17 protein-coding genes are annotated in these 23,438 nt (G+C 42.3%); 10 read left to right on the forward strand and 7 right to left on the reverse strand.

Going from position 1 to position 23,438, the window contains the following annotated elements; genetic code table 11:
- Window positions 1–21: 21 nt before the first annotated feature.
- Entirely contained in the window at window positions 22–411 is a 390-nt protein-coding gene (locus tag FQ608_RS23985) for a DUF423 domain-containing protein (protein ID WP_158861037.1), read from the reverse strand.
- Window positions 412–414: 3 nt separating this feature from the next.
- Window positions 415–1,089 carry a YggS family pyridoxal phosphate-dependent enzyme gene (locus tag FQ608_RS23990; RefSeq protein ID WP_158861038.1) on the reverse strand — a complete coding sequence of 225 codons (675 nt, stop codon included), beginning with the start codon at window positions 1,087–1,089 and terminating at the stop codon, window positions 415–417.
- Window positions 1,090–1,159: 70 nt separating this feature from the next.
- Between FQ608_RS23990 and FQ608_RS23995 the strand changes: the two genes are divergently transcribed.
- The 5 genes from FQ608_RS23995 (at window position 1,160) to FQ608_RS24015 (ending at window position 9,358) form a co-directional block, all read left to right on the forward strand.
- Window positions 1,160–2,710, forward strand: coding sequence for a GH3 family domain-containing protein (locus FQ608_RS23995; RefSeq protein ID WP_158861039.1), 1,551 nt, complete (start codon window positions 1,160–1,162; stop codon window positions 2,708–2,710).
- Between the two features lie 2 nt (window positions 2,711–2,712).
- Window positions 2,713–3,339: a LysE family translocator gene (locus tag FQ608_RS24000; protein WP_158861040.1), complete on the forward strand. Its 627-nt coding sequence runs from the start codon at window positions 2,713–2,715 to the stop codon at window positions 3,337–3,339.
- Window positions 3,336–3,947 (forward strand): DUF6992 family protein, encoded by a 612-nt coding sequence (locus FQ608_RS24005; protein ID WP_234364366.1) that lies wholly within the window; start codon window positions 3,336–3,338, stop codon window positions 3,945–3,947. Before FQ608_RS24000 ends, FQ608_RS24005 begins: the two co-directional genes overlap by 4 nt.
- A gap of 563 nt (window positions 3,948–4,510) precedes the next feature.
- The gene (locus FQ608_RS24010; protein WP_158861041.1) at window positions 4,511–7,735 is read left to right on the forward strand and encodes a SusC/RagA family TonB-linked outer membrane protein; all 3,225 of its coding nucleotides are present in this window, start codon (window positions 4,511–4,513) and stop codon (window positions 7,733–7,735) included.
- 18 nt (window positions 7,736–7,753) lie between these two features.
- Window positions 7,754–9,358, forward strand: a complete 1,605-nt coding sequence (locus tag FQ608_RS24015) for a SusD/RagB family nutrient-binding outer membrane lipoprotein (protein WP_158861042.1) — start codon at window positions 7,754–7,756, stop codon at window positions 9,356–9,358.
- Window positions 9,359–9,419: 61 nt separating this feature from the next.
- On the opposite strand, the gene FQ608_RS24020 is transcribed toward FQ608_RS24015, so the two are convergent.
- Complete coding sequence (locus tag FQ608_RS24020; protein WP_234364367.1) at window positions 9,420–10,943, reverse strand: FG-GAP repeat domain-containing protein; 1,524 nt, start codon at window positions 10,941–10,943, stop codon at window positions 9,420–9,422.
- 330 nt (window positions 10,944–11,273) lie between these two features.
- Here FQ608_RS24020 and FQ608_RS24025 point away from each other — a divergent pair, with 330 nt between their 5' ends.
- From FQ608_RS24025 to FQ608_RS24040, 4 genes are all read left to right on the forward strand, one after another.
- Window positions 11,274–14,612 (forward strand): VCBS repeat-containing protein, encoded by a 3,339-nt coding sequence (locus tag FQ608_RS24025; protein WP_158861043.1) that lies wholly within the window; start codon window positions 11,274–11,276, stop codon window positions 14,610–14,612.
- Window positions 14,613–14,627: 15 nt separating this feature from the next.
- Window positions 14,628–15,995, forward strand: a complete 1,368-nt coding sequence (locus FQ608_RS24030) for a TrpB-like pyridoxal phosphate-dependent enzyme (RefSeq protein WP_158861044.1) — start codon at window positions 14,628–14,630, stop codon at window positions 15,993–15,995.
- Window positions 15,996–16,047: 52 nt separating this feature from the next.
- Entirely contained in the window at window positions 16,048–16,974 is a 927-nt protein-coding gene (locus tag FQ608_RS24035; RefSeq protein WP_158861045.1) for an amidohydrolase family protein, read from the forward strand.
- 92 nt (window positions 16,975–17,066) lie between these two features.
- On the forward strand, window positions 17,067–18,485 hold the full coding sequence (locus tag FQ608_RS24040) for a Gfo/Idh/MocA family protein (protein WP_158861046.1): 1,419 nt from the start codon (window positions 17,067–17,069) through the stop codon (window positions 18,483–18,485).
- 423 nt (window positions 18,486–18,908) lie between these two features.
- On the opposite strand, the gene FQ608_RS24045 is transcribed toward FQ608_RS24040, so the two are convergent.
- Complete coding sequence (locus tag FQ608_RS24045; RefSeq protein ID WP_158861047.1) at window positions 18,909–19,316, reverse strand: response regulator; 408 nt, start codon at window positions 19,314–19,316, stop codon at window positions 18,909–18,911.
- 542 nt (window positions 19,317–19,858) lie between these two features.
- On the opposite strand from FQ608_RS24045, the gene FQ608_RS24050 reads away from it, so the two are divergent.
- Window positions 19,859–20,299, forward strand: coding sequence for a bactofilin family protein (locus tag FQ608_RS24050; RefSeq protein ID WP_158861048.1), 441 nt, complete (start codon window positions 19,859–19,861; stop codon window positions 20,297–20,299).
- Window positions 20,300–20,530: 231 nt separating this feature from the next.
- Here FQ608_RS24050 and FQ608_RS24055 read toward each other — a convergent pair whose 3' ends face one another.
- From FQ608_RS24055 to FQ608_RS24065, 3 genes are read right to left on the reverse strand one after another with little or no spacing between them, the layout of a single operon-like run.
- The gene (locus FQ608_RS24055) at window positions 20,531–21,571 is read right to left on the reverse strand and encodes a vWA domain-containing protein (RefSeq protein ID WP_158861049.1); all 1,041 of its coding nucleotides are present in this window, start codon (window positions 21,569–21,571) and stop codon (window positions 20,531–20,533) included.
- Window positions 21,564–22,463 (reverse strand): hypothetical protein, encoded by a 900-nt coding sequence (locus FQ608_RS24060; RefSeq protein WP_234364368.1) that lies wholly within the window; start codon window positions 22,461–22,463, stop codon window positions 21,564–21,566. Before FQ608_RS24060 ends, FQ608_RS24055 begins: the two co-directional genes overlap by 8 nt.
- Window positions 22,456–23,334, reverse strand: a complete 879-nt coding sequence (locus FQ608_RS24065; RefSeq protein ID WP_158861050.1) for a DUF58 domain-containing protein — start codon at window positions 23,332–23,334, stop codon at window positions 22,456–22,458. The genes FQ608_RS24060 and FQ608_RS24065 overlap by 8 nt, the downstream gene beginning before the upstream one ends.
- Window positions 23,335–23,438: the final 104 nt, after the last annotated feature.

The following is a 23,438-nucleotide window of genomic DNA, read 5'->3' on the forward strand; positions in this document are numbered from 1 at the left end:
TTTTATGAAATATATTTTCTTTTAAGAATGTGAATTGATTTTTGCCGCACCCCAAAACAGCCAAGCCCACCCCAATATAAAAGCCACACCGCCAAAAGGCGTAACAGCTCCCAGAATGGTGACTCCTGTAATTGACAATACGTAAAGTGATCCTGAAAAAACAATAATTCCCGCAATAAAAAACCAAGCTCCTTGTTTAAAAGCATTGCTTTGGGGGAAATTGGCGGATAATATCCCAAGCATCAACAGGGCCAGGCTATGATAAAAATGATAGCTGACCGCAGTTTCGTAGGTAGCCAGTCGTCCTGTTTTCTCCAAAATCGGTTCTAATCCATGAGCTCCGAACGCACCGAGAATTACCGCAAGCGCTCCAGATACAGCGGCTGTTTGAATTATATGTTTTGTTTTCATCAATTAGTTCGTGTCTCTTGCCCCGAAGATAGCACTTCCAATGCGCACCATGGTACTTCCCTCTTCCTGTGCAATCAAATAATCGGCACTCATACCCATACTGAGTTCCTTTAAATTTACCTGCTGTGGCAAGCTATCCAGCTTAAACTGGTCCATAAGCGTTCTTAGATAAGAAAATTCTTCCCTAATGGTGTCCGTGTCCTCCGTATAGGTCGCCATTCCCATAAAGCCTCCTATGTGAATATGATCCATTTTCCGGATGGCATCTCCCAACAGTATTTCTTTTAACTCCTGTTCGTCCAAGCCGAATTTTGTTTCTTCTTTGGCGATGTGTATTTGAAGCAAACAGGAAATCACCCTATCCGCCTTTTGTCCTTCCTTATTGATCTGTTCCAACAGCCGCAAGGAATCCACCCCGTGGATTAGATAGACAAATGGAGAAATGAACTTCACCTTATTACGCTGTAGGTGTCCTATCATATGCCAACGTATATCATCGGGCAGTTGGGGGGCTTTTTCAGCCATCTCCTGAACTTTATTTTCTCCGAAATCCCTAATACCGGCATCATAAGCTTCTTTGATCGCAGATACAGGTTTTGTTTTGCTTACGGCGATCAAAAGACAGTCTGGTGAAGAAAAGGTGTTTTTTATATGATTAAGATTTTCTTTTATGCTCATTCGTGTAAATTTACTGTTGGATTTAGTTATCAAATTGGTATAAATAACATTTTATCTCTAATACAAATATATGGCTATATTAGGTACATTACTAAAAAATGGCATCCGATTGCGGGAATCCTTAGAGCAGGAATATGGCGCTCCCGAGGCTCTTCAAAAAAATGAGCTAAAAAAGTTTCTGATCTTAGCCTCCAAAACACAGATTGGGCAAAAATATAGGTTTAAAGAAATTCTTGGCGAGTTCAAGAAGGATGATCAGGCGTACTATGATGTTTTTAAGAAGAACATTCCCATTTACGATTATGAAAAAATATATACCGAGTGGTGGCATAAGCTAAGGGAGGGAGAACCCAATGTGACCTGGCCGGGAAAAGTGAAATATTTCGCGTTAACCTCCGGTACATCCGGTGGGCCGTCCAAATACATTCCGGTCACGAACAGAATGGTGAACGCCATCCGGAAGACTGGGGTAAGGCAGATGCTTACCTTGTCTAAGTATGACCTTCCGGATCATATGTTTAACAAGGGTATCTTGATGTTGGGTGGAAGCACGGACCTGGATTTCAACGGAACCTACTTTTCTGGAGACCTGAGCGGAATAACAATCAAGCAACTCCCTGTTTGGTTTCAGCGATTTTATAAGCCCGGATACTCCATTGCCAAAAACCGAAACTGGGGTGAGAAGTTGGAGCAAATGGTTGAAATTGCTCCCCAATGGGATATCGGGATAATTGTCGGTGTTCCTGCTTGGCTTCAGATTTTAATGGAAAAGATCATTGAACGGTATCAGGTTAAAACAATCCACGATATTTGGCCAAATCTGGGCATTTTCGTTCACGGAGGGGTGTTTTTTGAGCCTTATAAGAAGGGATTTGAGAAACTGCTAAAACATCCGCTTATCTATATTGAGACTTATTTGGCCAGTGAAGGTTTCTTGGCCTTTCAAGCTTTCCCCAATCGTAAATCCATGCGGCTGGTTTTGAACAATGGGATTTTTTACGAATTTATTCCCTTCAACAGAAAGAATTTTGATGAAAATGGGGAAATGAAAGCAGGGTGTCAAACTCTTGCGATTCACGAGATAGAGGAAGGTTTTGATTATGCTTTATTGATCACAACCTGTGCGGGCGCATGGCGATATCTTATAGGAGATGTAATTCGTTTCGTATCCAAAGATTCAAGCGAAATCATTATTACAGGTAGAACAAAGCACTTTTTGAGTCTATGTGGGGAGCACCTTTCTGTGGATAACCTGAACAAGGCCGTTCAGGCGGTGGAGGAAAAATGGGATATTAGTGTGCAGGAATTTACCGTTTTGGGCGTTCCCCATGGCAACTTGTTTGCTCATCAATGGTATATAGGTACGGACGATCCAATTGATGAGAGTCAACTTACTACATTTTTGGACCAAAGTCTGATACAGTTGAATGATGATTATGCGACTGAGAGAAAGCATGCGCTAAAAGAGATACGGGTTAATATCTTGCCTGTCCGAGTATTCTATGATTGGATGAGATCCGAAGGTAAGGAAGGCGGGCAAAATAAGTTTCCCCGAGTGCTTAAAGGGCCTAAAGCCGACTCTTGGAGGGCATTTCTTTCCCAGAATAAAGACCTTCCTTAAGCATGTTGCTTCTTGAAGGAATAGGAATGGGTATAATACTTTCGCTGATTATTGGGCCGGTTTTTTTCGCGCTGATCCAGCACAGTATGACCTACGGTTTCAGGCATGCGGTGGTCATGGCACTGGGCATTCTGGTAAGTGATGCGATTTATGTCTTGATTTCGAACGTTGGTTTCCAGTGGCTTTCGGCAAACCCGTTTTTCAAATCGGCATTAGGTTTGGGTGGAGGATTGATTTTGATCGGATTTGGGATAATATCGTTCAGAAAAAGAAACATACAGCGGCCAAATACAGGTGGGGTCTTGGCAAAATCATTTTCAAAGAGGAAGGGTTTTTTGAAAGGGTTAAGCTTAAACGGAATCAATCCTTTTGTCTTGTTATTTTGGATTTCGGTAGCTGGATTGGTAAACGTGAGAAGAGAACTGACGACATATGATAAGTTACTGTATTACGTTGGCGTGTTGGTAACTGTTTTTTCCATCGATATATTAAAAGCGTATGTGTCCAAATACCTGAGCCGGTACATTACTCCTAGGTTGATGCAGAAGCTAAACAGATTGGTAGGGATGGTGTTAATAGTATTCGGCTTCCGACTTGTATATTTCGCACTTCAAACCATTCCAATATGAAAGTCACAAATACCACTTTTCGTTTCTTAATAATGATCCCTATGTTTTGGTTGGTGGCTATAGGTGTTTCCCAAGCCCAAAGCCATGAAGGATTTGCCCCTTTTAATAGGGAACGGATTTCATTTGAAAAGCAGGGGATGCTCTTATTGGCTACCTGGTCGCTTGGTAATTTGGCTTGGGGAGGAATCGGGGCTTCCAATTCGCAGGGTGTTGCCAAAGGGTTTCACCAAATGAACATGTACTGGAACGGTGTTAACCTGATCATTGCAGGGCTGGGCTATTATCACGCCTTCAAGGAAATTCCGAGTTCGGAATTTTGGGAAACTCTGGATGCACAGCACCGGATGGAAAAAATCCTGTTATTCAACGCAGGGTTGGATGTGGGATATATTGCGGGAGGGCTTTATTTGAATGAACGGGGAAAACGGTTAGGCAGGGAACAATGGCAGGGTTTTGGAAAATCAGTGGTGCTTCAAGGTGCTTTTTTACTGAGTTTTGACATCATCATGTATCTTGTGATGCGGGATCATGCGGGGGATTTACCTAGGATTTTTGAGCAGGTTGTTGTAAGTGGAAATGGGATTGGTATTCGAGTGCCGATTCGATAATCAAAGGGAATAAAATAATCAAACCATGGTTTGATTTTAGGAATGAGCGTTTAACCCAAGCGACGATTATTTTGAATAATGATCAGGGATGGATATTACGGTAAAATGTTTTGTGGTTTATTATTTTTTTTTGATTGCCTCAAATAAAAATTTTCATGGTTTTAATGCCAATATTCAAATAAAACTGGTCAAATTTTCAGTGAATTTGGGTTTTTTGGCTTGGAATGCCCATTCCATCTGAGAAGGATATATTTTTTCAGTTTTAATATCCGTTCATGGAAAATATTTTTTTTTCTCTTCAAAAAAAAGTATTTGGGGGCGTTGTTTTTTTATAAATTAAATTTTACCTTTCAAGTGTGATACAATCAAATAGTGTATATTTAATCTCTAACCGGAATATAATTCTTAAAAATACGGTAAGCGTTGGTTACTTAGAGAAGGGTTTCAAGTATCATCTAATTTAATTTTTATTTTATTGTTCCACCCACATAAAAAGACCTTGTTTATCTGCTCGTGCGGATTTCACATATGGTAAGTTCAATTTTCATCCAAAATAATTAATTATGAAAAACCTGTTACTATTACTTGGTTTGACACTACTGACTGCACTCGGTCCGGTAGTAAAAGCTCAAACCGTCACGGGCCGGGTAACCGACCAAGCCGACAGCAGTCCCCTTCCGGGGGTATCGGTATTGATTAAAGGTACATCCACGGGGACAGCAACCGATGTGGATGGCCGGTACAGTATAAATGTACCGGGAGCCGAGACAGTGTTAGTATTCTCGTACCTAGGGTTTCAAACGCAGGAACAAACTGTGGGAAACCGGACGAATATTAGCCTGTCCATGCAGGAGGACGCCTCAGAGTTGTCTGAGGTAGTCGTTACCGCTTTGGGTATAGAAAGAAATGTAAAGGCCCTACAGTATTCCGTCACCCAAGTAGGGGGGGAAGAGTTTACTCAGGCCCGGGAAAATAACCTAGCCAACCAACTAGCAGGAAGGGTTGCAGGGGTTAACGTAACAAATGTTGCCTCGGGTCCTGCGGGTTCTTCACGAGTAATCATTCGGGGCAATACATCCCTTCAGGGAAATAACCAACCCTTGTACGTAGTGGATGGTTTGCCAATAGACAATACGCAGTTCGGACAAGCCGGAGTATGGGGTGGTTCTGATGGCGGGGACGGTATGACCAGTGTGAATCCGGACGACATTGAGTCCATGACTGTTTTGAAAGGAGCAAGCGCAGCTGCCTTGTACGGTTCCCGTGCATCCAACGGGGTTATATTGATTACCACCAAAAAGGGTACTTCGCGAAAAGGTATAGGCGTGGAGTTTAATTCAAATGCGGTATTTGAGCAGATAAACAACCAAACTGACTTACAAAGCATATATGGCTCGGGAAGATTTCAGGGAGAACAAGCGACAGGAGCGTCGGTGAGACCTACTACAGTGCGTCAGGCATATGACTGGGGAACTCAGGCTTGGGGGGAACGTTTGGGTTCAGGTACGGCCATGTATTTTGACGGAGTCGAACGGCCTTACGTGAACGCTGGGGATAACTGGAGCCGATTTTACGAGACGGGTCAGGCTTTTACAAATAGTCTTTCGCTATCAGGCGGAAGTGATACTCAGTCTTTTCGATTTAATTTGACCGATCTGCGGAGTAACTCAGTGGTTCCAAACGCAGGCTTTAATCGTATAAATATGTCGCTTTCGACCAACGGTAAATTCGGAAAACGGCTTACGTTTGATGCCAAAGTCCTTTACTCTAATGAAAACACTAAAAATAGACCACGCCTTTCCGACTCTCCAGGTAATGCGTTTCAGTCTATTTTTGCCCTGCCGCCAAATGTTAATGTGGAATGGGGCATGGGCGATCCGAACAGATTAGGTACTATTCCTGCAGGAACTAGTCCAGACTTATTAAATGTCTGGGGTTTTGCCGAGCAGGAAGAATACCTTATGACAAACAATCCATGGGGTCAAAATCCATATTTTGCAACCCATCAATTGTCGGTAAACGATATACGTGATAGGATCATAACTTCAGGCTCTTTAAGATACGACATCACTGACCATTTATATATTTCCGGCCGTGCAGGTATGGACTGGTTTGTGAGGAGGTTCTCCAGCCTTACACCTCAGGGTACAGGATATGATAGGGGAGGAAATATTTCTGAAGGTAACCGTACCGTAAGTGAAATTAACTTGGAAGGAATGCTAGCCTATAACCAAACTTTCGGAAAATTCGGTGTCAATGCATTTGTGGGGTCAAACTGGATGAGGAGAAAAGATGAAACAATCTCGGCAAATGGTCAGCGTTTTAATGTACCGTTCTTTCATGCCATCAATAATTCGGTTGTAAGAAATTATGGATATGGGTTTTCTGAATGGGGAATTAACTCAGTATTCGGTTCTGCGGAGTTTAGTTATAATAACTTCCTGTTTATCACTGCAACAGCCCGCCAAGATTGGTTTTCTACGTTGAACCCGGCATCAAACAATGTATTATACCCTTCAATTGGAGGCTCGTTTGTATTTTCCGACGCAGTGTCTACCTTACCTCGCTGGTTGAGCTTCGGAAAAGTTAGAGCTTCTTGGGCAAGGGTAGGTAACTCTACCGTAGGGCCTTATCAAACGCTTAATGTATATTCCCTATTAGGAGCTCCTGCGGTAAATTTTGCCGGCCAAAATGTGCCTATGGCTTCTTTCGCAACAGCAGGGGGAAATGCAGGTACAATTCCAAACCCTTTTCTTATCCCGCTTATTTCTACAGAAACCGAAGTTGGATTGGATGTGAGGTTTTTGCAGAATAGAATAGGTTTGGACTTCACCTATTATGCTCAGCTTAGTACCGAGGACCAGTTAAATGCCCAGATTTCACGAACATCGGGTTTTGGGTCCACTTTGGTCAATTTAGGAGAAATGCGTAACCGGGGAATTGAGGTGCTGCTCACAGGTACGCCGATTCAAAACTCTAATTTAACATGGGATGTATCCTTTAACATTGCCCGAAACAGAAACCGGGTTCTCTCTTTGATTGAAGGCACCGAAATACTGAACGTTGAAGAACCCCGAACCCGAACGGTATTTGTTCAGCACCGGGTAGATCAGCCGTTTGGCGTGATGGCGGGATGGGTTCAAAAGAGAGCTCCTGATGGACAACCCATTTTCGAACCTAATGGAGCTCCTGTGCAATCCGATGAGATGGAAGTCATCGGAAACGGAATAGCGGATTTTACAGGTGGTATTAATAATAGTATCACATTTAAAGGTTTCAATATTTCCGCTTTGGTGGATTTTAGAGTTGGAGGAGACATCTATTCAGGGACGAATGTACGACTGACCCAGTGGGGTCTGCATAAGCAATCTCTTCAAGGACGTGCGGGGGAGGAGCCACTTACAGTTACAGGAGTGATACAGGCAGGCACTGATGGAAGCGGAAATCCCGTCTATGAAGATTTTACCAGAACATTGTCTCCAGGTGAAGCAGTCAATTATTGGGGTAGAATGGGCGATAGAGTGCAGGATTATTTTATGTATGACGGATCGTTTGCCAAGTTAAGGCAGGTAACGTTTGGATATAACTTTCCCAGAAGGATAACTGAAAAGACGCCATTTAACAGTCTGGGGCTTTCCTTTGTTGGCCGAAACCTTTCCATCTTATGGAAAAACATCGAAAACGTAGATCCAGAGTCGGCGTATTCTTCTGGAAATGGTCAAGGATTGGATTACTTTGGTATGCCCCAGACCAGAACCTACGGATTTAACTTGAGAGCTACCTTTTAAATATAAAAAAGAAGCATTATGAAACTGATAAATAAAGCATTATTGCTACTGCTTGCTGCAACCATACCGATGGTGGGTTGCGATACGGAAAATCTTCATGACTTGAATATAAACCCTCAAGCGGTAACCCAAATTGACCTGAATTTTATATTTACAGCTGCAGAGTTGGGATCAGCCTCAGGTGGGTCTGCGGGTGATAACCGTTATATTGATTGGCGTACTAACATAGGAATGGGAGCCTATCTTATTCAGCATCTGGCCAATGCAGGAGGCGGAATTGCCCCTGGGGATAAGTATACTGAAAACTTTGAATCAAGTAACGCTCCATTTGAATTCTTCTATGGTGACGCCTTGAAGAATATTTCCGAGGTGTTGCGTCAAACCGGACCAGGAGGATACGATGAAGGAAATAAGGTAAACATGAGGAATGCTGCCCGCATACTAAGGGTGCTGAACTTCCATCGATTAACTGATTTTTATGGAAATATACCTTATTTCGAAGCACTTAAAGGAATGGATGGGGTTTTCTTCCCAACCTACGATAAACAGTCTGACATCTACCCGGCATTGTTAAAGGAGCTGGAGGAGGCGACGGCCGCCATGAATACAGCCAATCCAAACGAAGGCTTTTCCAACGCGGATATCATCTTTAACGGAGATATTGCAAAATGGAAGCGTTTTGGGTATTCCCTTATGCTCCGATTGGCCATGCGGGCGTCAAATGTAGCACCTCAACTAGCCTCTGAATACGTAACTAAGGCTGTAGCCGGAGGTGTTATGCTCACGAATGCTGACAATGCTTGGGTACCAATGTCTGAGGGCCCAAGTGTTTGGATCAATCAAAACGGAATTTCCAGAGCCTTTTACCCCGGTGATGGAGGCCAGCCAAGCTACCTAAGTAAAACACTTGTGGACTGGTTAAAAGGAAACGCGACAACTGCCGCCGAAGTTGATCCACGCCTAATGATTCTGAGTGGAGGAATCGCCCAATGGACGGCCAATTCTTGGACTCCTACAAACACCAATCCGATGGAGCAAAAGGGAATGCCAAATGGTTTTGACGCAGTAGGTTTGGATGCGTTGGAGGGACGCACTGTCGATCAGCCGGCTACTTATTCGAGAATAAATTTTCTGATGCTGCAAAGGGAAGATCCCTACATGCTTATGCACACGGCTGAATCACATTTGCTGATGGCCGAAGCGTTAGAAAGAGGTATTGGTTCTGGAATCCCCGGTACAGCTAGAGGACATTATGAAATGGGTGTTAAAGCAGCCATGCAAATGTATACACCGTTTGATGAATCATTGGTCGTGACAGACGAACAGGTAACTGCATATCTTCAGAGACATCCATATGGTCAGGGAAAACCTGCATTACAAATGATAGGAGAGCAGCTGTGGGTAAGCAAGTTTTTTAACTGGTGGGAAGCGTGGTCTGACTGGAGGAGAACTGGTTACCCGGCACTCACACCGACCAATCACCCTGCAGGTGTCACTAACGGTGTAATTATGAGAAAGCTTCGTTATCCCGCTTATGAAGTTGCGGCGAATGCTAATTTCCAATCCGGTGCTACTCTGCCCGATTTATTCACTACCAGAGTTTGGTGGGATGGAGGAAATTGATAATCTATTACTCTAATTTGCTATTCCATTTAAAAAGGCCCCGAATAAATCCGGGCCTTTTTTATTTGATGCGATAAACTCCATCCCCTTCCGAACCCATATGCGAACCCCAAATCGGTTTTTGCTTCTTCCTTATTGGCAAATCAATCCTCTTCACCCGCATCCCCAAAAATGACAACAAATCCGAGTGACTAAAATATTGGCAATGAACCAAATCCAAAAAACCATCTCCATCAATGTCGCCAATCCACGGTGTACTAAAAATGTTTTTCATGCCCTTCGTTTGATCAATGGTATAATGCTCCCCTGATTTGAAATCAATAGCCATCAGCTTGTTTTCAATCTCAAAAGCGGATTGGTCTCCGATATATCGCGTACAGTCAAATTCGTTGATACTGATAATTACTTCATCCCGGCCGTCATGATTTAAATCATAGGCTACCGGCGATGAAAAACCAGTACATCCCAAGTTGTTGGTATACCTGATTTCACCGTTTTCTCCATCTATCATTACCTGAATAGATCCGGTATTCTCCGGCCATACACCTTTGCTGACAAATGTGAAAAAGTCTGGTATATCGTCCTGGGTAAATTGTCCAACGGCAAAACTGTTGCTGCATTCGGTTCCCGGGATGCGTTGGCTCCAAATTGGTTGCAAAGATTTGCCATCAATAGCAAAGATACCGCTGGCATGGGATATGGCAACAATATCCAAATATCCATCCTGATTGATGTCCGCTATTACAGGGGATGCAATAAAACCGTGTCCTGATTCCTCGGCAATTTTGATAGACTGGGAAAGATCATTTTTCATCAAATCGCTCAACTGCGCAATGTACAATGCCCCGCTTATAGTTTCTCCGCCTGTACCAAAGATGATTTGGATGTTATCTTTTCCGGGTTGGATCAATGCCAAAGGCGACATATACGTTTCTTTGCCGTCAGGAACCGTGTCATGCGCTAAAATCTCTCCAGTTTTTGAATCCAGTACTAACATAACCGCAGGAAAGCGTTTTTCGGTCATATAGGGCAGCGCTTCGTAATTTCCCCCATTGGCAAGAAGGAGTTCGGGATATCCGTTGCCGTTTTGATCTGGAAGCGGTACACTGTGGTTGAAATTAAACCGCGCATATTGCAAAATGGGATGGTCTTGGTACTTATAATCAAAGTTCCAAAGCAGTTTCCCCGTCTTCCCGTCAATGGCCCGGAACTGGGGCGATCTTCCGCCAATAAATACATCTGGGACGCCGTCTCCGGTTACATCGTGGAATGTTGCCGATCCATACATTTGGTCTGCAGCTTCATGGGTCCAGATCAGTGAGCCATCTAACCCGTTAATTGCTAGTACTCCTTGCTCGGATTCCTGAAATTCATTTCTACCCGCACCCATTACAAAATCCAGAATTCCATCGCCGTTTAGATCAACTGATCTTGGAGAAGACTGGGAACCGATGATGGGGAAATTAGCTTCCCAAACCAATGCACTTTTCTTTTTTTGCTTACAACTAACTGCCAACGTTACAAGTAAAAAGATGGATAGCATAAACATTTCAGAATGGGAAAAAACAGTATTTTTATTTCTCATACATGTGGGAGAGAATCTTAAAGATATTACAAACTGAGATTCCTGAAAATTAAACTAACTGGCATTTAAGTACATGAAAGAATATTGGATGTATAGGTAAATATCGGATTTTTTTTACAGACATTCTTTTAAATTAGTAGTATTTTTTTGTTGTGATATAGGTACAATTCCTTAGTTTTACCTTAAACGATGCCCCATTTGGTATCTAGAATAGATTCAAGTGTAAAATGAAATTTTCGTAGAATTTCTTAGTCACCGATCGTTGTTGTCTAGTAGGGTATACAGAAAATGAATCTTTTTGAGATTTGTCATCTATTAAAATGTGTGAGTATGAAATGTGTTACCGCATTCCTTTTAATTATTACTTGTTTCAGTAGCGGGACTGCCCAGGAGTTGTTTGAATCCCAGGCCCCCAGAAAGGCGGGCATACGATTTCAAAATGCACTCAAAGAAGACAATATCAACAACATTCTGCGCTACGAGTATTTCTACAATGGAGGGGGAGTCGCCGTGGGTGACATCAACAATGATGGGTTGGACGATATTTTTTTTACGGGTAACATGGTATCGAATAAGCTATACCTGAATCAGGGAGATTTTAAGTTTAAAGATATTACGAAGGAGGCTGGCGTTTCTGGGAAAAATACATGGACCACGGGAGTGACTATGGTGGATGTGAATGGAGATGGACTTTTGGATATTTATGTATGTTATTCGGGAAAGGGAGATCCGGCAGAAAGAAAAAACCAGCTTTTTATCAATCAAGGAGATGAAACCTTTATTGATGAGGCAGCGGAGTTTGGATTAGATGACCCATCAAATAGTATTCAGGCTTTATTTTTCGACTATGACAGGGACGGGGACTTGGACATGTATTTGGTAAACCATAATACGGCTGTTATCAATGAAATGGATTTTGATGCCAAACGCACAGATCGAAACAAGAATGCGGGAGACAAGCTGTACAGAAATGATAATGGTATCTTCGTAGATGTGAGTCAGGAGGCTGGTATTAAAGGAAGTTCCATGGGGTTTGGCTTGGGGGTTGCGGTTTCGGATATAAATGGAAATGGCTTTCCGGATCTTTATATTTCCAATGACTATATTGAGCCGGATTACCTTTATATTAACAACGGGGACGGAACATTTACGGAAAGTTTGGCAGACCATCTGTTGCATATATCCTATTTTTCGATGGGGTCAGATATCAGCGATATCAACAATGACGGTCTTCCCGACATATTTACGTTAGATATGTTGCCGGAGGATAATAAACGGCAGAAACTGCTCTATGGACCTGAGAATTATGAACAGTATGCCCTTATGGTCATGAAGGATTTCTACCATCAGCAGATGAGAAACATGCTTCATATCAATCAGGGTAATGGACTTTTTGCCGAAACCGGCCAACTGGCAGGAATATCCAATACCGATTGGAGTTGGGCGGCATTATTTGCCGATGTGGATAATGATGGGTGGAAGGATTTATTCGTCACCAATGGTTACTTCCGTGATTACACAAACCGTGATTTTCTAAAATATAAAGGGGATTATTATTTCGAGAAAGCACGTGCCAAGGAAGTCGCTGATACGCTTCACTTGGTGACCAGTATGAGTTCCACACCCGTCCACAATTATCTATATAAAAACAACGGAGACCTTACTTTTTCGGATATGAGTAAAGAATGGGGGATGGGGTCGCCCGGATTTTCGAGTGGGGCTGCATTTGCCGATTTGGATAATGATGGCACGCTGGACCTTATAGTCAACCACCTCAATGCCCCAGCCGGAATCTATAAAAACAACCTAAAGGACATCCGCGGTATTACAAAATTCCTTCAGATTCAGTTGGAAGGAGAAGGGAAAAACAGGTTTGGGATTGGAGCAAAAATCATATGCTACACTTCCTCAGGGATTCAGTTTTTGGAACAACAGCCCACAAGGGGATTTCAATCATCTTCTAGTCATAGGCTTCATGTGGGATTAGGAGGTATAGATTTGTTGGATTCATTGACGATATGGTGGCCTTCCGGGAAGCAGCAGACGATTTATGAAGTCAAGGCAAATAGCCAACTGACTTTGAATGAATCTCATGCCCAGCATACGGACAGCCCATTTTTTATGGGTCCGGATCCCGAGCCATTGTTTACACAAATCGTGCCTCCAGTACAACACGAGCACGAAGAAACGGGATATAATGATTTCAAACGGCAGCCTCTTTTGAACTATATGTATTCCCCTACTGGACCTGTATTGGCTAGTGGAGATGTAAACAAAAGTGGATTTCCCGCACTCTTTGTTGGTGGAACGCAAGGTAAACCTGGAGAATTGTTTTTTCAGGCTTCCACCGGACAATTTTTTAAAGCACAGGGATTGGACCTCTCTGCTGACAGTGATTTTACAGATGCTGATGCTGTTTTTTTTGATGCAACCGGCAACGGCTGGCAGGACTTGTATATCGTAAGCGGCGGATATCATGACTATGAAAAAGACGACGAACGACTGCAGGACAGGTTGTATTTAAATCAGGGTGGGGGCAACTTCAAAAAAGCACCTGATAAGCTGCCATCTTTGAAAACAAGCGGGAGTTGCGTGAGGCCGATGGATATCAACGGGGATGGATTTATGGATCTGTTTGTTGGTGGACGGGTGATTCCGGGTGAATTTCCGGAGCCTCCCAGAAGCTACATCCTGATGAATGACGGTACTGGGAAATTCACAGATATGACAACGTCTTTTAGTTCTGAATTGGAAAATTTAGGCATGGTAACGGATGCACAATGGGTGGACCTAAATGCAGACGGGTTTTCAGATTTAGTGGTTGTAGGTGAGTTTATGCCGATTGAAGTTTTTATCAATGAAGGTGGGAAAGGCCTACGAAAAGCTACGGATGAGTTTTTCGAAAAGCCTCTCTATGGCATGTGGTCCAAATTAGCCGTGGGAGATTTTGACAAAGATGGGGATTTGGATTTTATTGTAGGAAACTTCGGGTTAAATACCCAACTTAAGGCAAGCGATGCGGAGCCCCTTACCTTAGTATATGATGACTTTGACAAGAACAGTTCAATAGACCCCATTTTGAGTCTTTATATTCAAGGAGAACCGTACCCATTCTTGAGCAGGGATGAACTCTTGGATCAAATGTATGGCATGAGGAGTAAATTCACTACCTACGAGTCTTTTGCAAATGCAAAACTTACGGATATGTTTACCAAGCAGCAACTCCAAGATGCCCAACAGTTACAGGTAACCACCTTGAACACTATTTATTTAGAAAATAAAGAAGGTAAGTTAATTCCTCACAATTTGCCCATGGAAGCGCAGTTCGCTCCCGTATATGCAATTTCTGTAATGGATTATACCAAAGACGGCAACTTGGATTTTATCCTTGGAGGAAACCAAAATGCAACAAGGCTGAGATTGGGGTTGATCGATGCCAATTTTGGACAGGTCTATGCCGGGGACGGTAAGGGAAAATTCATATATGTGCCACAGAAGGAATCCGGTTTGAGATTTTTGGGAGATGTCAAGTCGATGTTGCCCATCAAAATGGGTCATTTGGATATTTTGATGGTAGGAATAAACAATCAGGGGGTGGAATCGTATTTGCTAAACACCTCAAAAGTTGCAAAGAAATTTAATAATTTGTCAAATAGCAATAATCCTTAAAATTCAAATCAGTTCATGAAAATCAGAAAAATCAACCTGGAGGAAAGTGAAATACCGGAAAGCTGGTATAATATCATCGCAGACATGCCGAATAAGCCCTTGCCTCCATTACATCCTGGTACGCTGCAACCCATAGGCCCGGATGCCTTGGCTCCACTTTTTCCCGAGGCTTTGATCAAGCAGGAGGTAACTACCGACAAATGGGTAAGCATCCCGGATGAAGTCCGAAACATGTACAGCATTTGGAGGCCTACACCACTTTACAGGGCTTATGGATTGGAAAAGGCATTGGATACACCTGCCAAAATCTATTATAAATACGAGGGGGTTAGCCCTTCCGGATCCCATAAACCGAACACAGCAATCCCACAAGCCTATTATAATAAGCAGGAAGGGGTGAAGCGAATTACCACTGAAACAGGGGCCGGGCAATGGGGATCTGCATTAAGTTTTGCCTGTCAGCATTTCGGTATCGAGTGTGATGTGTACATGGTGAGATTGTCCTACAACGATAAGCCGTACCGAAAAATGATGATGAACACTTGGGGAGCCAATGTGTATGCATCGCCTTCCGACCGTACTCAGGCAGGAAGAAACATTCTGGCTATGGACCCCAATTCTCCAGGGTCTCTTGGAATTGCTATTTCAGAGGCCATAGAAATGGCGGCAACACGGGATGACACCAAATATGCACTGGGTTCGGTGCTGAACCACGTGAAGCTTCACCAAACTATAATCGGGTTGGAAGCAATCAAACAGATGGAAAAAGCAGGAGATATGCCTGACATTGTTATAGCTCCATTTGGGGGAGGCTCCAATTTTGCAGGATTGTCTTTCCCCTTTCTTCGGTTGAATATGGATGAGGGGAAAAGTATACGCTGCATAGCTAGTGAGCCAGCCTCCTGTCCAAAGCTTACACGTGGGGTATTTCGGTACGATTTTGGAGATACTGCGGGCATGACCCCCTTGCTTCCCATGTACACGCTTGGTCATGATTTTATCCCTGCACCCATTCATGCCGGAGGACTCAGGTATCATGGTGCAGGAGTTATTGTCAGTCAATTGCTGAAGGATAATCTGATTGAGGCGCGGTCACACGATAACATTGAAATATTTGAAGCGGGCGTACTCTTTGCCAGGACGGAGGGAATCATCCCCGCTCCGGAAGCAAACCATGGAATCGCCACCGCAATTGCGGAAGCAAAAAAATGCAAGGAGGAAGGGACTAGCAAAACCATCCTGTTTAACCTTTGTGGACACGGCAACTTTGACATGAAAGCCTACGACGATTATTTCTCCGGAAAAATCAAACAACATGAACTCACCCAGGCCGAAATCAACGAATCAATAAGCAAACTTACCACACCTTTGATTCCCCAATAAGATAACCAAACGAATTTCCCGGCTCTATAATAAGCCGGGTATTCTTTAAATTATGGATAAACGTAGGTTTATAAAATCATCTCTAATTGGAGGATTGGCTGTCTCTGCATTTCCCAGATCATTGGTGGGAGGTGTTACGAAAAGTGATTCCTCCATTCCCGTAGTAGATACCCACCTTCATTTATGGGACAGGGCGTTGATGGAGTATCCTTGGCTGAGCCCTCCCTTGGATAGAGATTTCCTAACTTCGGACTATATAGAGGCAACGGATGGATTAGCTATTTCTAAAATGGTATTTGTAGAATGTGGACGTATACCGGAACAGTACCTCGTAGAAATTGATTGGGTGGTACAGCAGTCTCAAATAGATCCAAGGATTAAGGGTATGGTCGCATATTTTCCTCTGGAAAAAGGCAATAAAGGCCAGGCGGATTTGGAGCAGCTGTTGGAACGGGAGATTGTCAGATCGATCCGTAGAGGAGTGAATGCGGAATTAATGCAGGATAGGTCATTTTTGGAAGGAGTGGCACTGATGGATCGGTTTGGGTTGAACTATGACCTGAATATCTCCCCGCCACAGATGGAAGATGCATTGGTGTTTGTCCGGAGATTTCCCAATATTCAATTTATCCTAAACCATATTTGCAACCCTTCTATAAAAGACGGAGAATGGGAGTCTTGGGAAAAGGGTATGACCTTATTTGCTGAGTTGGACCATGTGACCTGTAAGATTTCTGGGATGATCACCAAGACAGACTCCGCCCATTGGGAAATTAGTGACTTGAAACCCTACGCGGATCACGTATTGGATGTGTTTTCACCGGATAAGATGGTTTTTGGAGGCGATTGGCCAGTGGTAACCCGAGCTGGTACTTATAAGCAATGGATGTCGGCATTTCTTGAATTGACCACCGATTTGACATTTGCTGAGAAGAAAAAAATATATTATAAAAATGCGGAAAGAATTTACCGTATTTGAAAATTCGTGGCAATCTTAAACCGAGTATGTAATATTCGCTTATTTTTTCGTCATGAATGGATAAGTTTAATTTCAAAATAAACAATCACACCATGCCAACTGAAAAGAATTTGAGTGTCTCCAACAGAAGGAAATTTATCAAACAGTCTGCAGTGACTGCTGCTGGTTTTTTTATTGTGCCCAGGTTTGTATTGGGAGGCCAGGGTTATGTTGCTCCCAGTGACAAAGTAAATATTGGAATCATCGGAGCCGGAGGAAAGGGAAGGCAGAATGCCGTGGATCTGATGAAGCTCGATGATGTTCAATTGACGGCCATTGCTGATCCGGGGAATTATTGGGACTTGGCAAATTTTTATTACAGATCAATAGCGGGAAGAGGTCCGGTAAAACGGTTAATCGAGGAACATTATCAGAATAAAACAGACACCTTTAAAGTTGCGGAATACTTGGATTTTCGCCGAATGTTGGAGAAGGAATCTGGACTGGATGCTATTTGTTGCTCTACACCGGACAATACGCATGCTTACATCACCTATATGGCGATGAAAGCAGGCAAGCATGTGTACTGTGAAAAACCACTGACACATAATATATGGGAGGCGAGAATGATCAAGAAGCTGACTGAGGAAACAGGACTGGCAACTCAAATGGGAAACGTGGGTCACAGTACAGACGGCATCAGGGAAACGGTAGAATATCTTAGGGGGGGTGTAATTGGGGAAGTAAAAGAGACCCACTCTTGGGTTCCCGCAACGCGATGGTTGCCGGAGGTCAAAGCCATGCCTACCCATAACAGCCGAAAGCCGGATGGATTTGATTGGGATCTTTGGTTGGGCCCAACCCCGCACCGGGAGTTTCACGATTGGTATTCTCCCGTGACATGGAGGGACTTTTGGGAGTTTGGATGCGGAGCGTTAGGTGATTTTGGCTGTCACGACATGGATGCTGCCACCTGGGCATTTGAATTGGGATATCCTGAGACAGTGGAGGTTTTTCCTGCCGGATTTAGCAACGAAAACATCACTCCATATGGCGAGATAGGCTATTATCATTTTGGAGCTAAAGGTAATCTGCCACCAATAAAGTTGACTTGGTATTCAGGTGGAGTCAAACCTCCCCTTCATGAGGCATTGCCGTCAGGATATCAATGGACAGGTAGAGGGACGCTTTTTGTTGGAGACAAAGGCATTATCGTAAACGAAGGGGGAAATCGCGCTCCGAAGGTCTTTCCGGAAAGGGTTGCAAGCAATCTAAAAGTTCCTAAGCCCATTATCCCAAGATCCAAGGGGCATTTTAGGGATTGGGTAGACGCAATCAAAGGCGGTCCAAAATCGAGTGCCAACTTCGAATACGGAGCACACCTGACGGAAATTACCCTATTAGGTGTACTTTCACTGCGGATGAAAGGCCAGAAAATCCATTGGGATGCGGGAAACATGAAGGCCACCGGTCTACCGGAAGCGGATCAATATATCAAAGAATCTGTTAGAAGTGGATGGGAAATGGTTTAACCCGGACTATATTAGAGTTCGTTACAGCCCTTCCCGACCAAGTCGGGAAGGGCTTAAAACGCAAGAAAATCAGGCACTTTGGAGAGTGAGGCGTAGCCACCCCTACGGTGAACCCGAAAAGTGAAGAGAAGCGCCTGATTTTAAAGCGTTTTAAGTCCGCAGTAGAAGTCCTAGTGCATATTCCGGATTTAACGTTGTAGGGGCATGGCATATAATTGCCTGCCCTTTTTGCGCAGAATTGAAGCCTTTTGAGATAAGCATACCAATTTTGGTCAACAATTTAATTGTTGTCCCTTTTAAAGGGAGAAAGAAATCAAAAGGACAAAAGCTAAAACGAAATAGTAAACAAGAAGAACCTGTGACGTTACATGTAATGTTAGATTTCTTTCGGAATCAATTTTTGAAAAAACGATTTATAGAAATTTATCTAATTATATAGTTTTCGTCGAATAAGGTAACTACTTCAAGTAGAGTTTGGCTTGATATCGGTTTTTCCAAAAACCCAATCACATTCTTGTAATCCTTAGATTTTATTTTGTCAGCTTCAGCTGTTGATGAGGTTACAATAATGACTTGAGTGTTTTCATCATAGTCTTTTCCTTTTAGATTGTCCAAAAATCCCCAACCATTTAAAACGGGCATATTTATATCTAGTAAAACCAAAATTTTATTAGTAGAGTCCGCTATTTTATCCAAGGTTTCTATGCCCTCTTTGCCATTTTGAGACATATGAACAGTACCTTGTAAATTACTTTGAGCCACAATTTTTTCGAGATAGAGCAAAGTAATTTTGTCATCATCAACTATCACTGTTTCTAAATTTGATTTCATGCTGGGTGTGTTTGTGTTAAAAGGGTAAATTTATAGAAATCGTGTGTAAATTGCTACAGTATAGAAATAAAAATCATAATTCAGAAATCATTATATACATATATTTTAACTCTGCTCTTTTTGAAAAGAGTAATTCTCTTTATGCAATTTTGTTTATTCAATAATAAATATAATAATTTATTTAATTTACTTGCCTTTTGAACCCTCCGGTTTTTTGATATTCAGTTAATTGCATCTTGCATTATATATATTGCAAGCCTACCTAAAAAAATCTATTTCATACCAAAAAAAAAGCATGTTATACTATTACTATTTAATATAACGTTATATTTTTGATAACCAAGACCGCTCTGTCGGGTATTATATGCGTTCAAATTTTTTTCAAGACATGAAATACATACAACTGAACAAAATAGCAAAAAAAATGCTTTGTAAAATAAAAGTTTGCTATAGTCGATATATAGCATTTTCTTAGTAAAATATTTCACCCAAATATTTTTGAAAAGTTAGTTTTATCAATACCCAAAAGACAAATAAAGGCTATGTGGAACAAGGAAAAAAGAGAATCGACAATGGAAGCAAAAAGTACATCATTCTTTGCTGAAGGATTTAAAGTTCACGGGAACGTTGTATGTAGCAACGACGTGAGAGTTGAAGGAGTTATATATGGAAACGTGACAACTACAAAGAAGGTTATTGTAGGACCTACAGGACAGATTTTTGGAAACATCAAAGCAACAAACCTCAGTGTCATGGGGGAAGTTACTGGAGAAATTGTGATTTCTGAATTGGCCAAAATTGATTCAACTGGATCAATCAATGGCAACCTATTTTCCAAAAATTTCCATATAGAACCTGGAGCAATTATTGAGGCTAATCTAAGGGGATTAAAGGAAGGTAGTACTAAAATCGAAGTTGAAAATGATAATCACAGTCACAGAATAGATAAATATGAAGAGCTTCGTCAAGTCGCTGATTTGTAGACGTATATATGATGATGGTATTATTTCCCCTAAAACTTATAATCGCTTTTGGAGTTAAAAATAGTAAGCGATTGTTATAAATGACCTATTTTCCCTGCTTCAGGTTTTAATAGGTCATTTATATTTTGGTGGGGTATCTTAATAATTTGATTGAATTATACAAGACATGTGGTTTGGTAAATATACTCCTAAACGATCGAAACGATTTCCATATTGCTATTTTCTTGAAAGCTAATCAAGAAGGAAATTGTTGAAGAAAGTGTTTTTCAGTGCCAGCCAGGCAAAGAAAAAAGCAATGCCCCATACCAAATAGATGCGGTAGAAGTCCATTGTTTCTTTATATCGAGACTCGACAATTTCCGCTTTTTCCAGTTCATCAATTTCATCAAAAATCCTTTCTAGGGCATTTCCGTCGGATGCACGATAAAATTTGCCATTTGCTATACGCGCAATTTCCCTCAGTGTGCCTTCATTCAGGTAACTTTCAATCATCTGGGGTCTTCCGAAAAAATCAGTGCCATACGGGACCATGCCATCTTTGCCCACAGCCACTGAATAGATTTTAATTTCCATCGCCGCAGCTAACTGAGCAGCAAAAATTGGGTCAACATTGCCTGCGTTGTTATCTCCATCACTGAGTAAGACCATGACCTTCGAACTCGCCTCGGAATCTCTCATTCGGTTTGTGGCTACGGAAAGCGCACTTCCTATTGCAGTTCCTTTGGCATCCATCATATTGAATGAGATGTCACCAATAAGGTCTTTTAACAAATCGTAGTCAGTAGTAAGCGGAGCAAGGGAAAAGGCCTCTCCAGAGAAGATCACTACTCCGATACGGTCTCCAAATCGCCCTTCAATGAATTCTATGGCTGTTCCCTTTGCGGATTCCAATCGGTTGGGGGTGAAGTCTTGCAAATCCATAGATTCTGAAATGTCCATAACTAACATGATGTCAATACCCTCAGTAAACTGTTCTACCTTTTCATTGGTCCGCTGGGGACGCGCCAATGCAATGATGATCATCCAAAGAAAGAAGATAAAAAAGAACATAGGAATCAACCGAAGGTAAGTCCAGGGATTTTTTTGAGGCACCATTTTGGGAATGGACAATTCCAACACCGGGTTCTTTAGGATTTTCGCAAATTTCCGGATTAAAAGAATAAGTGGAACTACCCAGAGCAGGTGCAGTGCCCAGAGGTTTTCCCACTCGAATGATCGGAGGGTTTCAGGATTAAACCAAGTCCATGAAAAATAGGGCAAGATCTCATTCATGTGCGTGGTAGGATTTTATTTTTTCTTCGAATGAATTTTCTGATATGGCTGTCAGGTTTTTACAGGCATGGTCCAAGTTTTCAGAAACCCGGTCCGCATATATAATGACTTCAATGTCCCTGATATCTTTCACCAAGTTAGGTTGCGCTAGGTGGTCAGCAATTTCTGTTGTCGTCCATTCTCTATAAGGTTGCCCGGTGAGCGATTCCATATAACTTTTCCACAAACCAAGAAGTTCGTCCGCGGATGACAAATCTGGCTGCTGGACAAGCCTCTGTTTTGCCAGTTGCCATTGTATTAGGAATTTCTTCCGTTTCTTTTTTTCCAAGTAAACGAACCAAGAATCTCTGATTTGCTGTCCAAATAGAAAATAGGAAGCAATAGCCAACACAGTAATCAAGCCCAAAACCAATATTAACATTGGGTAGTTGAATCCCTGCTTAATTTTCTGATACGCATTGCTTTCCTGAAATGTAAGGACATCCGGAAGTTCGCCGATAGTTAGTACCAGCTGCAGGTTAGCTTCTAGAGGTAGATGGCTGATGCTATCGTACCGCAGTACCTCAAATACAGGCAGGCGGTAGGATTTAACTGGCTCTAGGGAGAAATTGGAAAGGTAATAAACTGCGGAGTCCAAAGTAAGACTGTCCTTTGTATAGGAAGTAAAAGTCTGCTTGGACAAATAATCCATACTTCCAAAGTTGAAAGCGGAATCGGGGAATAGTATATTCATCGAAGGAGGATAGGTAGCTTTTAGCACATAGCCTACCCGCTCACCCAGCTTGGCTGAGTCTTTTAGGAAATATCCCTCCACAGAGACTTCTTGCGCAGTGCTGGAAGATATCCACCCAGTCAATGTCAAAAAGAGAATGAAATAAATAAGCTTACCCACGTTTCATGGTTCGGTTTCTGATTTTGAATAATTCCATCAAAGGTAAAACAATGTCTTGCCTTGTGTCAACTTGGAGATAGTTGATTTGATTTTTTTTACAGAGGGTCTGTAAAGAGGCTCTGTCGGTATGGAATGACTGGAATATTTTCTTGGAAAATCCTCCGAATGCCGTATTCACCCAAGTGGTTTTTCCTTCTTCTTTGTCATAGACAGGTATTATTCCCAAAGAAGGAAGAGCGGATTCTAACGGATCGGTGATTTGAATAGCCACCAAATCATGTTTATTGGCAAGAGATTTCAGCGGTAGTTGGTAGTTGTCGTCTATGAAATCACTAATGACGATGATGATACTGCGCTTTTTGATCAGATTGAGACAAAAAGTGAACATCCCATTAAGGTCTGTTTTTTTTGATTTGTTTTCATGTGAAAAAAGTCCCTTTATAATTTTCACCGCTTGTCTCGGACCTTTTCCCGGCAGTATGATCTTTTCTTTTTGGTCTGAATAGCTTACCAAGGCTACCTGACTGCCTTCATGGACCGCCGCCAGGGTAAGTACCCCAGCGATTTCTTTACCGGTATCTATTTTTTTTCTTTCCTTACTGCCAATATCCTGTGATCCGCTGATATCCAACAAAAAGTAGACAGACTGATCTTTATCTTCCTTGAATGTTTTGACGAATGTGCCGTGGCCTTTTGCGGAAACTTTCCACTCTATGGTTCGGATGTCATCGCCATATTGGTACGGACGGAGGTCGTCAAATTCCAAACCAGCTCCTTTAAAGATAGACTGATAATCACCTTGAAGGTGGTTGTTGGCTATTTTTCGGAGCATTATCTCGTACCGCCGTAATTTTTTAATGAGTTGGTTCATGCATCCTTTCTTATCAGGGGCCTAATTTAAGGTACTCCGTTGAATAATAAAACGACTTCCCCCTTACTTATTGTCAATTTAAAAAGTATTTGGGTAATTTTGTG

This window comes from Lunatibacter salilacus, assembly GCF_009797935.1.
GTDB classification, from domain to species: domain Bacteria; phylum Bacteroidota; class Bacteroidia; order Cytophagales; family Cyclobacteriaceae; genus Lunatibacter; species Lunatibacter salilacus.